Source organism: Arthrobacter sp. PAMC25564 (genome assembly GCF_004798705.1).
Classification (GTDB): Bacteria; Actinomycetota; Actinomycetes; order Actinomycetales; family Micrococcaceae; genus Arthrobacter.
In genome coordinates this window covers 1,320,946-1,334,657 of the sequence record NZ_CP039290.1, presented here as the reverse complement: position 1 = coordinate 1,334,657, position 13,712 = coordinate 1,320,946, and the positions used below count along the sequence as shown (strand labels likewise).

13 protein-coding genes are annotated in these 13,712 nt (G+C 67.4%); 3 read left to right on the top strand and 10 right to left on the bottom strand.

The annotated features are described in order from the left end of the window. Positions 1–37: 37 nt before the first annotated feature. From paaE to paaA, 5 genes are read right to left on the bottom strand one after another with little or no spacing between them, the layout of a single operon-like run. Positions 38–1,264 (bottom strand): 1,2-phenylacetyl-CoA epoxidase subunit PaaE, encoded by a 1,227-nt coding sequence (gene paaE / locus E5206_RS06070; protein ID WP_136321709.1) that lies wholly within the window; start codon positions 1,262–1,264, stop codon positions 38–40. 15 nt (positions 1,265–1,279) lie between these two features. After that, complete coding sequence (gene paaD / locus E5206_RS06065; RefSeq protein ID WP_136321708.1) at positions 1,280–1,816, bottom strand: 1,2-phenylacetyl-CoA epoxidase subunit PaaD; 537 nt, start codon at positions 1,814–1,816, stop codon at positions 1,280–1,282. A gap of 2 nt (positions 1,817–1,818) precedes the next feature. Further along, positions 1,819–2,763 (bottom strand): 1,2-phenylacetyl-CoA epoxidase subunit PaaC, encoded by a 945-nt coding sequence (gene paaC / locus E5206_RS06060; protein ID WP_136321707.1) that lies wholly within the window; start codon positions 2,761–2,763, stop codon positions 1,819–1,821. Beyond that, a complete protein-coding gene (gene paaB / locus E5206_RS06055; protein WP_136321706.1) occupies positions 2,760–3,065 on the bottom strand; it encodes a 1,2-phenylacetyl-CoA epoxidase subunit PaaB in 306 nt (101 codons plus the stop codon). The genes paaC and paaB overlap by 4 nt, the downstream gene beginning before the upstream one ends. Beyond that, positions 3,062–4,093 (bottom strand): 1,2-phenylacetyl-CoA epoxidase subunit PaaA, encoded by a 1,032-nt coding sequence (gene paaA / locus E5206_RS06050; protein WP_136321705.1) that lies wholly within the window; start codon positions 4,091–4,093, stop codon positions 3,062–3,064. Before paaA ends, paaB begins: the two co-directional genes overlap by 4 nt. Positions 4,094–4,268: 175 nt before the next feature. Between paaA and E5206_RS06045 the strand changes: the two genes are divergently transcribed. Further along, positions 4,269–4,913, top strand: a complete 645-nt coding sequence (locus tag E5206_RS06045; RefSeq protein WP_136321704.1) for a low molecular weight phosphatase family protein — start codon at positions 4,269–4,271, stop codon at positions 4,911–4,913. Between the two features lie 103 nt (positions 4,914–5,016). Here E5206_RS06045 and E5206_RS06040 read toward each other — a convergent pair whose 3' ends face one another. Then, positions 5,017–6,207, bottom strand: coding sequence for a glutamate--cysteine ligase (locus E5206_RS06040; protein ID WP_136321703.1), 1,191 nt, complete (start codon positions 6,205–6,207; stop codon positions 5,017–5,019). Between the two features lie 149 nt (positions 6,208–6,356). Between E5206_RS06040 and E5206_RS06035 the strand changes: the two genes are divergently transcribed. Next, positions 6,357–7,427 (top strand): LCP family protein, encoded by a 1,071-nt coding sequence (locus tag E5206_RS06035; RefSeq protein WP_240689992.1) that lies wholly within the window; start codon positions 6,357–6,359, stop codon positions 7,425–7,427. Between the two features lie 170 nt (positions 7,428–7,597). Here E5206_RS06035 and E5206_RS06030 read toward each other — a convergent pair whose 3' ends face one another. Next, positions 7,598–7,879 (bottom strand): hypothetical protein, encoded by a 282-nt coding sequence (locus E5206_RS06030; RefSeq protein ID WP_346763466.1) that lies wholly within the window; start codon positions 7,877–7,879, stop codon positions 7,598–7,600. A gap of 293 nt (positions 7,880–8,172) precedes the next feature. Between E5206_RS06030 and E5206_RS06025 the strand changes: the two genes are divergently transcribed. Further along, positions 8,173–10,401, top strand: a complete 2,229-nt coding sequence (locus tag E5206_RS06025; protein ID WP_136321702.1) for a S9 family peptidase — start codon at positions 8,173–8,175, stop codon at positions 10,399–10,401. 109 nt (positions 10,402–10,510) lie between these two features. On the opposite strand, the gene E5206_RS06020 is transcribed toward E5206_RS06025, so the two are convergent. The 3 genes from E5206_RS06020 to E5206_RS06010 are packed head-to-tail and all read right to left on the bottom strand — an operon-like array spanning position 10,511 to position 13,710. Continuing rightward, positions 10,511–12,133, bottom strand: coding sequence for a 4-hydroxyphenylacetate 3-hydroxylase N-terminal domain-containing protein (locus E5206_RS06020; RefSeq protein ID WP_136321701.1), 1,623 nt, complete (start codon positions 12,131–12,133; stop codon positions 10,511–10,513). A 39-nt stretch (positions 12,134–12,172) separates the two neighbouring features. Continuing rightward, on the bottom strand, positions 12,173–12,742 hold the full coding sequence (locus tag E5206_RS06015; protein ID WP_136321700.1) for a flavin reductase family protein: 570 nt from the start codon (positions 12,740–12,742) through the stop codon (positions 12,173–12,175). Between the two features lie 26 nt (positions 12,743–12,768). Next, the gene (locus E5206_RS06010; RefSeq protein WP_136321699.1) at positions 12,769–13,710 is read right to left on the bottom strand and encodes an alpha/beta hydrolase; all 942 of its coding nucleotides are present in this window, start codon (positions 13,708–13,710) and stop codon (positions 12,769–12,771) included. Positions 13,711–13,712: the final 2 nt, after the last annotated feature.

Sequence of the window (13,712 nt, the reverse complement as noted above, 5' to 3'; positions counted from 1 at the left end):
AGGGTGCGCGGTTCAGTTAGCGCGGTTCAGGCGCGGGTCAGACGTCGAAGTCGACGGTGACTTCCGGGGTGGTGGGGTGCGACTGGCAGGTCAGGACGTAGCCCTTGTCCAGCTCGTCCTGTTCCAGCGCGTAGTTCTCATCCATCGTGACGGCACCGGAGACCACCTTGGCGCGGCAGGTTCCGCAGACGCCGCCGGCGCAGGCGAAGGGCACGTCCGGGCGGACCCGCAGGGCCGCGTTGAGGATGGATTCGCGGGCGTGCGTGGGGCTGGCGACCTCGCCCTGGAGCCCGTCCAGCTTGAAGGTGATCTTGTACGTTTCCTTGGACTCGTCCGTGATCACCGGGCGGCCGATGTTGCCCTCGGGGCGGTCCGGCTTGCCGGAGGTGAACAGTTCAAAGCGGACGTGTTCGGGCTTTACGCCGCGGGCGGCGAGGGTGTCGCGGCACAGCTGCACCAGCTCGAACGGCCCGCACAGGAACCATTCGTCGATCTCGTCAGCGTGGATGGCGGTGCCCAGCAAGGCCTGGAGCTTCTCGGCGTCGATCCGGCCGCTCAGCAGCGGGGCGATCCGCTGTTCCCGGGAGAGCACGTGGTGCAGGGCCAGCCGGGCCGGGTACTTGTCCTTCAGGTCCGCGAGCTCCTCGAGGAACATCACGTCCATGGCGGCCTTGTTGGCGTAGATCAGGTCGAAGCGGGTGTCCGGGTGCGCCGCGAGCAGGGTGCGGGCGATGGCGATCACCGGGGTGATGCCGGAACCGGCCGCGATGGCCACGAAGGAGCCGGCCTCCCCCGCCAGGTCCTCGGGGCGGTTCATCGAGGTCATGACGTTCTGTTCGACGTCCTTGCCGTCCCTGCCGTGCTTGGAGACGAACGCGCCCATCGGGCTCATGACGTCCAGGGTGTCGCCGGCCTTGAGCTCGGCGTTGGCCCAGGTGGAGAACAGGCCGCCGAGGTCCTTCTTGATGGCCACCCGGATCTCGCTGCTGCCGTCCGCGAAGCTGCGCGGTTCGGCGCAGATGGAGTAGCTGCGGCGGATCTCCTTCGGCTCGCCCTGCTCATCCGGCAGGGTGGTGCGCAGGGCGACGTACTGGCCCGGGAGGTAGTCGTACTGTCCGGTGAGCTCGGCGGGGACGCCGAACTTCACCTCGATGGCGTCATCGGTCAGCCGGCGGACCTCCTCCACCGTCAGGGAGTGGAAGGACGCGCGACGGCGGCCGGCGGCTGTGGCCGATTCAGCGGCCGTCTGGCGGACAACAGTCATGGGAGCACCTGTTCCTTACAAAACTTTGAAGTAGTCGAACGGTTCCTTGCAGTCCTGGCAGACGTACAGCGCCTTGCAGGAGGTGGAACCGAAGCGGGTGAGTTCCTTGGTGTTCAACGATGAACACTGCGGGCATTTGACGGCGAGGCTCAGGCGGATGGGCCCGGCGTGCCGTACGGCATTGGAGTGGCCCGACGGCGGGGCGATGCCGTACTGCTCCAGCTTGGCCTTGCCGGCCTCGCTCATCCAGTCCGTGGTCCACGCCGGGGAGAGGACCAGTTCCACGTCCACGCTCGGGTAGCCTTCGCGCTGGAACGCCGTCTTGAGGTCGTCGCGGATGGCGTCCATGGCCGGGCACCCGGAGTAGGTGGGCGTGATGGTGACCCGGACGGCGGGCGCCGTCCCGGCGTCGTTATCCTCCAACAGTTCGACGTTGCGGAGGATCCCGAGGTCCGCGACCGTGAGGACGGGGATTTCCGGATCGCACACCGTGGCCGCGATGTCCCAGGCGTTCTGCTCGGGCGTCCTGGTGGCCGAGTCGGTCTCAGGCATGGTTACCAGCTTGCCCCGGGGTACTCGCGGGCGAGCACCTGCATTTCGGCGAGGAGGTAGCCGAGGTGCTCGGAGTGGAGCCCCTTGCGTCCGCCGCCGGGGGCGGGCTGGACGTTGGGAACCTCAAGTTCCGCCTCGGCGAGCACGGCTCCGGTCAGGCGGTCGAAGTCCGCGCGCAGGCTGGAAGGCTCGACGGCGGCGCCGGACCCGGCCAGGCGGGCGGTGAGCTCGTCGTCGCGGAACAGCTCGTCCACGTACGGCCAGATGACCTTGAAGCCGTGGATCATCTTCTCGCGGGACTCGTCCGTGCCGAGGGCCAGTCGCAGGACCCACTGGGCGCTGTGGTCGCGGTGGTAGTCGACTTCCTTGACGGCCTTGGCGGCGATGCCGGCCAGGGTGGCGTCGGTGGACCCGGTGAGCCGGCGGTACAGCTCGTACTGGTAGTAGCTGACCACGAACTGGCGGGCGATGGTGACGGCAAAGTCACCGTTGGGGATTTCGAAGATCTCGACCGAGCGGAACTCGGGCTCGCGGCGGAAGTAGGCGAGATCGTCCTCGCTGCGGCCGTCGAGGCCGCCGGCGTAGCTCAGGAAGGACCGGGCGTGGCCCAGCTGGTCCAGGGCGATGTTGCCCAGGGCGATGTCCTCTTCGAGCTCCGGGGCGCGGGAGATCCAGTGGCCCAGGCGCTGTGCGAGGATCAGGGCGTCGTCGCCCAGGCGCAGCGCGAACTCTGCGACGTCCTCGCTCGGCTTGGCGGTGCCGCGGCGCACGGCCAGGGCGATGTCCTCCGGGCGGAGGGCGTTGCCGGGCGTGATGCGGGTGGCGCTGGCCGTGGCCTCGCCGCTGCCGCTGGCAGCCTTGACGCCGACCGAGAGGTCGCCGTGGCCTGCTGTTTCTTCGGTTTCTTTGGTTTCTTTGGTTTCTTCGGTTTCGGGTGCGGTGCTCACAGGTGCTTCACGCCCTCACTCTTGGTGTAATACGTGGCGTGCCGGTAGTCCTTGCCCTGGGGCGATTCGAAGAACGCGCCCTTGGAGTCGGGATCGGAGGAGGCGATGGCGTCCGCCGGGACAACCCAGATGGAGACGCCCTCGTTGCGGCGGGTGTAGAGGTCACGGGCGTTGCGCAGGGCCATGGCGGCGTCCGGCGCGTGCAGGGAACCGGCGTGGACGTGGGAAAGGCCGCGGCTTGAGCGGACAAATACTTCCCAGATGGGCCAGACGTTTCCTGCGTGCGGTTCGGGGGTTGTCATGCTGCGGCTTCCTTTTCTGCTTGCTTGCGGTTCTGTTTTGCCGCGTACGCGGCGGCGGCTTCTCGAACCCAGGTGCCGTTGTTGTGGGCTTCGCGGCGCCGTTCCAGGCGCTGGGCGTTGCAGGGGCCGCGGCCGGCGAGGACTTCGTGGAATTCATCCCAGTCCAGGGGTCCGTGCTCCCATTTCTTGGTCTCTTCGTTGAAACGGATGTCCTTGTCCGGAAGCGTGAGCTCCAGGACCTTGACCTGCTCCATCATCATGCCGACGAAGCGGTTGCGCAGTTCGTCATTGCTGAAGCGCTTGATGTTCCAGGCCATGGACTGCTTGGAGTTGGGCGAATCGTCGTCCGGCGGGCCGAACATCATCAGGGCCGGGGCGTACCAGCGGTTCACGGCGTCCTGGGCCATCTTCTTCTGCTCCGGCGTGCCGTGGGAGAGTTCCAGCAGGATCTCGAAGCCCTGGCGCTGGTGGAAGGATTCTTCCTTGCAGACCCGGACCATGGCACGTCCGTAGGGGCCGAAGGAGGCGCGGCACAGCGGCACCTGGTTGGCGATAGCGGCGCCGTCGACCATCCAGCCGATGGCTCCCATGTCCGCCCAGGTGCGTGCAGGGTAGTTGAAGATGGAGGAGTACTTGGCCTTGCCCGCCATCAGGTCTTCATTCATCTTGTCGCGCGGCTGGCCGAGGGTCTCGGCGGCGGAGTAGAGGTACAGTCCGTGGCCGGCCTCGTCCTGGACCTTGGCCATCAGGATGGCCTTGCGCTTCAGGCTGGGGGCGCGGGAAATCCAGTTGGCCTCCGGCTGCATTCCGATGATCTCCGAGTGCGCGTGCTGCGAAATCTGGCGCAGCAGGGTCTTGCGGTATGCCGGGGGCATCCAGTCGCGGGGTTCGATCCGCGAGTCATCCGCCATGACTTTGTCGAAGTATGCCTGGCCTTCAGCGTCACGCCGGGCCGCATCTTCGGGGCTCATCTCGTGCTGTCCCGGCGTGGGCTCAGCGGGCACTGACTGCAGGGTCTGCGATGCCATGGTTGCTCCTATGCATTTCCGATAAATAATTACCGACCGTTCGTTCAGGATATGCGGAAGGCGGGAGATGCGTCAAGCACCGGGGTGCCGGGCTGCGGGTGCCGCGGGCCACGGGTGCTGCGGACCGCCGCGGCGGATGTCATGGCAGCGCCCAGCGCGGATAGACTCGAAGACTATGCCGCCGCCAAGAGCCCCGGGAACGGAAACGAGCAACGACCCCTCGTTGTTACCCATCCGGATCCTCACCGTCTGCACGGGGAACATCTGCCGCTCCCCCGTAGCCGAGCGCCTGCTCCAGGCCGGGCTGGACCAGGTGAAGCCGGGCGCCTTCCGCGTGCGCAGCGCCGGAACCCGGGCCATGGTGGGCGACCCGGTCCAGCCACTCTCAGCAGGAATCATCAGCACCTACGGCGGAACACCCGAAGGCTTCGCGGCACGCCAGCTGACTCCGGCGATCCTGCGCGACGCCGATCTGGTCCTCACCATGGCCGCCAGACACCGTGGCGAAGTCCTGCAGCTGGATCCTTCCCTGTTGAAGCGGACCTTCACCATCCGCGAGTTTGCCCGGATGCTGGAGGTCCTGGAAGAGAGGGACGGCGGCCGGGACGGCGATCCTTCGCCGGCGGCCGATCTGGCTGCCCTGTGGCGCGGACTGCCGGCCCGGGCTGCCTCCGTCCGGCACCTGGCGCTGGCCCCGGATGCTGCCGACAACGACGTCGTCGATCCCTACCGCCGCGGCGAAGACGCGTACCGGCAGATGGAGGACGAGCTCTCACCGGCCATCCTGACCATCCTGCGGTTCGCCCGCGTCCACAGCTGACAATCCCCCGGCTGGATCTGCCACTCGTTCGTCCCCACCGCCAAGGGCGGGCCCCCTGGAATGTCGCCCGTATCGTCATTTCAAGGGGCGACAGGTGCGGGCGTCAGCCGGAGATGGCCACTAAATCGCCGCTTGGGATGGCGGTTTCTGCGTCCCGGGTGAGGAGCCGTTCCCCGAGCGGGTCAAAATCGGCGGGTTCCTGATGGGTAAGGGCGGTGGCGTGGGCAACGACGTCGGAAAGTCTGCCGGTTCGTTCGAAGGCTTGCCGCTGCCGGGTGGCACCCGTGCCGTGGCGGAGGATCCGTTGCAGGGATTCCGCGGCGGAGGCTGCGTCCCCGGTCTCATCCAGGGCGTCGCCGATATGGTCCTGGAGTGCGTTGAGGACATTTCGTGCGGTGTCCGGCCTGTGCGTTACCGGATGGAGCAGGTCCCCGGCCACGCCGAACCTGCTGGCCCGCCAGGCACCCTGACGCAGGACGGCGGCGGGAACCATGTCCGGCGACCGTCCGGCTTCCCACTCCCGGGCGGCAGTCTCCACCAAAGCCCGCACCAACGCGGCAATCAGGGCGGCGTCCCGGGCATCCAGGCAAACATCGGATACCCGGACCTCCACGGTGGGGTGCCGGGCGGACAGGCGCGCATCAAAATCCGGGCTGGTGACGACCCCGGTGGCCGAAAGGTCCTCCACCAATGAATGGTATGCCCGTGCCGATCCGAAGACCTCCGTCGGCCCGGCGGAGGACCACCGGTTCCAGGCCTGGGTGCGGAAACTGGCGTAGCCGCTCTCCGCGCCGTTCCAGAACGGTGAATTCGAGCTCAAGGCTGTAAGCGTCGGCAGCCAGGGCCTGATCCGGTCCAGGACCGCGACTCCTTCCTCATCCGAGCCCACCGAAACATGGACATGGAATCCGCAGGTCAGCTGCTCCCGGGCCGTCAGGGCAAACTTTTCCAGCAGCGCGTCATAACGGTCGTTGCGGGTGTGACGCGGTGCGACCGGCACCGGAGACGTGGCGAGGGCTGCGATCCGCCCACCCGCCTTCCGGGCCAGGGCGTCGGCATAGTTGCGGCCGGCCCTTATCTCGGCGGCAAGGCCGCGCAGGCTGCTGTGCGGGCGGGTAATGACTTCAAGTTGTTCCTGCTGCAGCTCGACGGCCAGAACCGGGAGGGGTGACCGATGGCTCACCCTCGGGCGGCCGGGGTCATGGAGGCGCAGCAGTTCTGCGGCCAGGGGCAGGGGGCTGCCGTTGTCGGGATCCACGATCAGGAATTCTTCCTCAACACCAAAAGTACGCACGTGATAAGTGTGGGCCACGAAAACACCAGCAAAGGACCACACCCCGCAACCCGCTTGGACTATTGCGGCAGCCCTATGCGTGGCCGGTGCCCGGCCTCAGCGGCCAGGCGCCTCTTTGCCACGCCATCCGGCGGTGGTAGCGTCCGCTCATGGGAAACCCGCCGGGCCCGCCCGCGTCTGGACAGCAGCCATCCCCGGCGCCCGGGGACGGACGCCGCCGGCTGATCCTGGTGTCGGCGGTCGTGGCGGGCCTGCTGGTGCTCGCCGTCGTTGCCGCCGTGTACCTCCTCAACCGGCCGCAGCCCAAGACCGCCCCGCCGGCAGAAACAGCAGCTCCGGCGGCCACCGCAACGCCCACGCCGAGCGAAACGCCGGAACCTCCCGCCGTCGACCTCAACATCCTGCTGTTGGGCAGCGACAGCCGCGGCAATGCCCGCGAGCAGGAGGCCCAGGCCGTCGCGGGCACACCGGCCGACCAGCGCTCGGACGCGATCATGCTGGTCCACGTCCCCGCCGACCGGAAGAGGATCTACGGCATCTCCATCATGCGCGACCTCTGGGTGGACATTCCCGGCTACGGGCCGTCCAAGATCAACGCCGGGCTGGGACTCGGGGGCATCCCGCTGACGGTGCAGACCGTGGAATCCCTGCTCGGTGCGCACATCGACCACACCGTGATGATGGACTTCGAGGGCTTCAGCGGCCTGACCGACGCGCTCGGCGGGGTCGACGTCGACGTTAAGCTTCCGTTCACCTCGACGCTCCCGGGCGGGCACACGTTTCCCGCCGGCGTAAACCGGCTGGACGGCGCCGCGGCGCTGGATTTCGTCCGCGAGCGCTATGCGTTTCCCGACGGCGACTACCAGCGGGTGCGCGACCAGCAGGCGTTCCTGCGCGCGGTCCTCGTCAAAGCCCTGGCAGCCGGCATGCTCAGCAGCCCGGGCACCGTCCGCAATCTGGCGGCCTCCCTGCTCCCGTTCATGAGCGTGGACCAGGGCTTCAGCGCGGACGCCCTGGGTCACCTCGGCTCCAGCCTCCGGGGCCTGCACCCGGAGGACGCCGTGTTCTTCACCCTCCCCACGGCCGGGACCGGTACGAGCCCTGACGGGCAGTCCATTGTGCTGCCGGACAACGCCGCGATCGCTTCCATTGCGGCCGCGCTGGCCGGGGGCACGCTCGCGGACTATGTAGCCGCGAACGGCCTGGAGAGCGGGAACTGAGGCCGGGACCGAGGCTAAGGCCGCCTAACGGGGGCACTTTGACACGGACTCGCCGCATTCCGGCGCGGAATCGCCGGTTCCGGGCCTCAAAGCAGCCCCGGACGGCGCCGCCAGGACTACGCCGCGGGCCTACGCCGCCAGGACTACGCCGCGGGCCTACGCCGCCGGGCCTACGCTGCCAGGCGCAGGGCGCGGGCCCGGGCAACCGCCCGGGTGCCGGCACCGGCGTCGGCGTCGGCCTCGGCGGGAGCCACGATGCGGAGCCGGCATTCCGACTGCATCGGATCGATGGAGGCGGGCAGGTGATGGGATTCCGAACAGGCCTGCAGCTGTTCCATGGCCGCCGGTTCCACCAGGGCGTGGCTTACATCCACCACGAGGCGGAGGCCTTCCCTCAGGTGGTTCGCGCGCTTCACCACCACATACAGGGCCTGGAGGCTCTGGGCCGTCACGTGGCCTTGGGCTGCTACTTCAGCCTCTCCGCAATCTAGGTCAAGCCGGACAAGAACTCTGAGCTTGTCGTTCAAATGCTTCCCCTGTTCGTGCATTTTGATGCCTGGCCGCGACGCTGCGGCCTGTCCCAGCCTAGGGAGCAAATGTGACGCACGCAACACTTGGCGTCATATCGGGAAAGCCCACGTTATGAACGCAAGGACCGTTGAACCCCTCGCCGCCCTGCTATATGGGAAGAGGCCGGTAGCGAACGCGGGGCACCCGCCGCGGAATAGCTTTATATATTGAGTCCATGACCCAGACTCCAGCGCAGCCTTCCCCGCAGCCTCCCGTCGCCAAGAAGGTTCCCACCGTACGCACCCACCACGGCGACTCGTTCCAGGACAACTACGAGTGGCTCCGCGACAAGGACTCGCCGGAGGTGGTCGAACTGCTGAAGGCCGAAAACGTTTACCAGGAAGCGGTGACCGCCCACCAGGAGCCGCTGCGCGAGGCGATCTTCCAGGAAATCAAGGGCCGCACCCAGGAGACCGACCTCTCCGTGCCCAACCGCAAGGACGGCTGGTGGTATTACACCCGCTCGGTCGAGGGCAAGGAATACGGCATCCACTGCCGCGTCAAGGCCCAGGACACCGGGGACCGGGTCGCGGACTGGACTCCCCCCGCCGTCGAGGTCGGCGTCGAAATCCCCGGCGAGGAAATCCTGCTGGACGGCAACGTCGAGGCTGAGGGCAAGCCGTTCTTCGCCATCGGCGGCTCCGCCGTGACCATCGACGGGAACCTCTTCGCCTACGCCGTGGACAACGCCGGGGACGAGCGCTTCACGCTGCGCTTCAAGAACCTCCGGGGACCGGATGGGGGCAGCGAGCTGCTCCCGGACGTGATCGAGAACGTCTTCTACGGCGTCTCCTTCTCCCCCGACGGCACCCGGATCTTCTACACCGTGGTCGACGACGCCTGGCGCCCGTACCAGGTGAAGTCCCATGTGCTGGGCACGCCCGTCACCGAGGACGAGGTGATCTACCAGGAGGACGACGTCGCCATGTGGCTGGGCTTCGAGCTCTCCGCGGACCGGCGCCACCTGGTGCTGAGCATCGGCTGCTCCGAGTTCTCCGAAACCCGGCTGCTGCGCTTCGACGCGCCCGACGCCGGGCTGTCCACCGTGATCTCCCGCGATGAACGCATCCTGTACGACGCCGAGCCGTTCCTTTTGGCCGACGCTTCCGGAACACCTGCCGAGGCGATCCTGCTGACCCACAACAAGGACGCGATCAACTCCATGGTCTCGCTCGTGGATCCGGCCGAACTGGCCAAGCCGATCGCCGAGCAGCACTGGGCCACCGTCGTCGCGCATTCCGATGACGTCCGCGTCAACGGCGCCGGCGTCACCTCCACCCATCTTGTGGTCTCGGTCCGCAAGGACACGATCGAGCGGGTGCAGGTCCTGGCGCTGGCCGGGCTGGGCACGCCGGAGCAGGGCGCCCCCGTGGAGCCGGCGTTCGACGAGGAGCTGTACACGGCCGGCGTCGGGGGTTCCGACTACGAGGCCCCTGTGATCCGGATCGGCTACACGTCCTACTTCACGCCGTCCCGGGTGTACGACTTCGTGCTGCCCACGGCTGCTTCGCCGGCCGGTGAACTGTTGCTGCGCAAGGAGTCGCCGGTGCTGGGCGGCTACTCCGCCGCGGATTACGTTGCCACCCGCGAATGGGCGGTGGCCGCGGACGGCACCCGGATCCCGCTCTCCGTGCTGCGCCACGCCTCCGTTGCGCGGGACTCCACGGCGGCGGGACTCGTCTACGGCTACGGGTCCTACGAGATGAGCATGGATCCGGGCTTCGGCATCCCCCGGCTCTCCCTGCTGGACCGCGGCATCGTGTTCGTGATCGCCCACATCCGCGGCGGCGGGGAGCTGGGCCGGCACTGGTACGACGACGGCAAGAAGCTGCAAAAGAAGAACACCTTCACCGACTTCATCGCGGCCACGGACTGGCTGGCTGGCTCGGGGTGGGTTTCGCCGTCGCGGATCGCCGCGATGGGCGGTTCCGCGGGCGGACTGCTGATGGGCGCCGTCGCCAACCTCGCCCCGGAAAAGTACGCGGCGATCGTGGCCGCCGTGCCGTTCGTGGACGCCCTGACCACCATCCTGGACCCCGAACTGCCGCTCTCCGCGCTCGAGTGGGAGGAATGGGGAAACCCGATCACGGACCCGGAGGTGTACGCATACATGAAGTCGTACACGCCGTACGAGAACGTCCGCGCGGTGGCCTACCCGAAGATCGCGGCCGTCACATCGTTTAATGACACGCGGGTGCTCTACGTGGAGCCGGCCAAATGGGTGCAGGCCCTGCGGTCTGTATCGACCGGGCACGAGCCGATCGTGATGAAGATCGAGATGGAGGGCGGCCACGGCGGCGCCTCCGGCCGCTACGTGCAGTGGAAGGAACGGGCCTGGGACTACGCCTTCGTCGCCGATTCCCTGGGCGCGACCGAGCTGCTGCCGGGGGCCGGGGTGAAGTAACGGGGGGCGTAGGCGCGGGCGGATGGGCCCTGCCGCATCCACGAAACCCCGCCACTGAGCATGCTCAGTGGCGGGGTTTCGTGGGTTCGGGCGGGAGCTTCGCCGGGGCTCAGCTGCGCTTGAGGAAAAGGCTGACGTCGTCGTTGCTGATCAGGTCCGGGACGGTCCAGCCGTCCAGGTCGTACTCGGCCATGCACTCGTCCGCGAAGCCCTTCATGTAGTCCGTGGTGCCCTGCGCCTGCGCGGCGAAGAGGATCTCGGCCTTCACATTCTCGTGGTTGCCGGAGTAGTTCCGCTCGTAGAGCTCGTGCCGGCCGCCGAACTCGGTGCCGATCGAGTCCCAGAGCAGCTTCATCAGCTTCACCCGGTCCACGGCCTCGACGCCTTCGGAGCCGCGGATGTACTTGTCCAGGTACGGCCGGATCTCCGGGGTCTTGAAGTCCAGGGCTGAGGAGTTCAGGTAGATCAGGCCGGACGCGACGTCCTGCTCGATGATCTCCTTGATCCGCGGGTAGCCGATGGACATGAACATCCGGTAGGCCAGTCCGTAGTCGAGCTTGGGCAGCACGGTGCCGTTGGGGCCCTGGTCCGGGTTCAGGGTCATGCCGTCGATCAGCGCGTAGAACATGTTGCGCCAGCCGAGGACCTCGCCCACCCGGGTCTGGACGCCGCGGAAGTCCTGTGTTCCGGCGACTTCCAGGGCCTTCATCAGCAGCCCGGCGATGAAGTCCAGCTTGGTGGCGAGGCGGATCACGCCCTGGAAGGTGAAGCGGTTGATGAAGCCGGTCTGCGGGAAGAAGTTGTTGATCTTCTCCACGTCACCGTAGGCAAAGACGTTCTCCCACGGGATCAGGACCTTGTCGAAGATGAACACGGAGTCGTTCTCGTCCATCCGGCTCGAGAGCGGGTAGTCGAACGGGGTGCCCATCACGGCGGCCTGGTGGGCGTAGGAGGCACGGCTGATCAGCTTCACACCCGGCGCGTCCATCGGCACCGTGCAGATCAGCGCGAACTCCTTGCGCTTGATCGGCAGCCCGTAGTGCGCGATGAAGTTGTAGTTGGTGATCGCCGAGCCGGTCGCGACGACTTTCGCGCCGGAGACGATCAGGCCCGAGCCGGTTTCCTTCTCGACCTTCATGAACACGTCTCCGACCTGGTCCGCCGGGAGGTGGCGGTCCACCGGCGGGTTGATGATCGCGTGGTTCCAGTACAGGACCTTCTCCTGGGACTCCTTGTACCAGCGCTTGGCGTTCTCCTGGAACGGCGCGTAGAAGTCCGGCATGCCGCCCAGGGTGCCCAGGAAAGCGGCCTTGTAGTCGGGCGAGCGGCCCAGCCAGCCGTAGCTCATCCGCGCCCAGGTCTCGATCGCGGTCCGGTCCTTCTTGAGGTCCTCGACACTGTGCGGGGTGCGGAAGAAGGACATCGTCTTGCCGCCGGACCCGGTGTCCGTGGGCACCATCAGCTTGTCCTGCAGCTCCGGCTTGTGCATCGCGTCGTACAGCCGGGCGGCCATCCGGATCGAGTTCCGGAACGCCGGGTGGGTCGTGACGTCCTTGACCCGCTCCCCGTAAATCCAGACCTCGCGGTCGTCCTGCAGGGACTTGATGTACTCATCCCCGGTCATCGGCATCAACCGGTTCGCCGGCGTCGTCCGCTCACTCATCGACGGAACCGACGACGACGTGGGCGCCGAGTCTGCGGCGGGAACGGACTGGTCAACAATTTCGGTCATGATTGGTGCTCCTCTGTGAAAGGTCAGGCTGGTGAAAGGTCAGGCTTGAAGAAGGGATTTGAAGGACTCTGCTCCGGAGAACCACCCGGACTCCAGGGAGTCACCACAGTGCTGCCAGTGGCTGGAACCTGAGAGGGGCCCGATTTCGCGGAATTTCCCGCCGAAGAACAGCAGCGGTTCGCGGTTCGTCACCTCAAGCTTCTGGACTTCGCCGATGACGATGATGTGATCGCCGCCGTCGTAGATCGCCCAGGGCGTGCACTCCAGGGTTGCCTTGTTTTCCAGCAGGACCGGGACGTTTCCGTCCAGCGTCCAGGCCGGCTCGTAAGGCAGTGGTTTGCCGGCGAAGTGCCAGGCAACGTCCAACTGGTCCTGGGACAGGATGTTGATGGCGAAGGGGGCCCCGTCGAGGTACTGGGCCGCCCGCGAGGTGCGGGTGAGGGTCACCTGTGCCAGGGGCGGATCCAGGGACACTGCGGTGAAGGCGTTGACCGTGGCGCCATGGGGCACGCCGTCGCCGGACCGGCAGGTCACCACGGTGACACCGGTGGCGAACTGGCCGAAGGCGTTCCGGAGCTCGCGCGGGTCGACGGGGCCTGTGGGGGTCATCGGATCACTTTCCGGGAGGTCGATACTCACGCGGCGAACCGCTGGCGGAGGAACTTCACGACCGCTTCGTGGATCTCGTTGCTGCGCGGAACGGCGCCGGACATCCAGTACGTCCCGTGGATCAGGCCGTCCACGCGGAGCGTTTCCGTGGGGACGGCCGCCGCCGCGAGCTGGGCCGCGTAGGCTTCGGCCTCGTCCCGGGCCACCTCGAATTCGGTGCTGATGACCAGGGCCGGTGCGAGCCCCGCCAGCGAGGCTGCGCGGGACGGGGTGGCGCGGGGATTCTCCGCGTCCTCCGGGCCCGGCAGGTAGTGGGCCCAGAAGGCGTCCAGGTCGGCGGCGCTGATCACGAAGCCGTCCTTGAAATCGGCACGTGAGGCAAGCTCGGCGGTGGAGTCGATGACCGGGTAGACGAGGACCTGGGCGCTGAGCGCGGGCCGGCCTTCATCACGCCAGCGCTGTGCCGCGACGGCGGCGAGGTTACCGCCGGCGCTGTCCCCCATCACGGCGATCCGGGACGCGTCGCCGCCGTATTCGCCGATGCTGTCGGCGACCCACTGCAGGGCGGCGAAGGTGTCATCGGTGGCGGCCGGGAACGGGTGTTCCGGGGCGAGCCGGTAACTGGCCGCTACCACGATCACGCCGGCGTCAATGGCCAGCGCACGGTTGGGCTCTTCGGCGACCGCCAGGTCCCCGGCGATGAAGCCGCCACCGTGGAAATACACGACGACGGGCAGCGGCTTGTCGGATCCTGGCTTCCCGGACTCCGGGATGTAGATCCGGACCTTCTGGGGGCCGGCAGGGCCGGGGTATTCGGCGTCGACGACCTTGGACACCTCACGGTGGGGCTTCTGGAGCCCCGCGAACGATGCGACGGCGGCGCGTGCCTCGTCCACCGTCATCTTCTCGAACGGCGTGGAACCGCTGAGGGCGTCAATAATTCCTTGGGCTGCTGCGTCTACGGGCATGG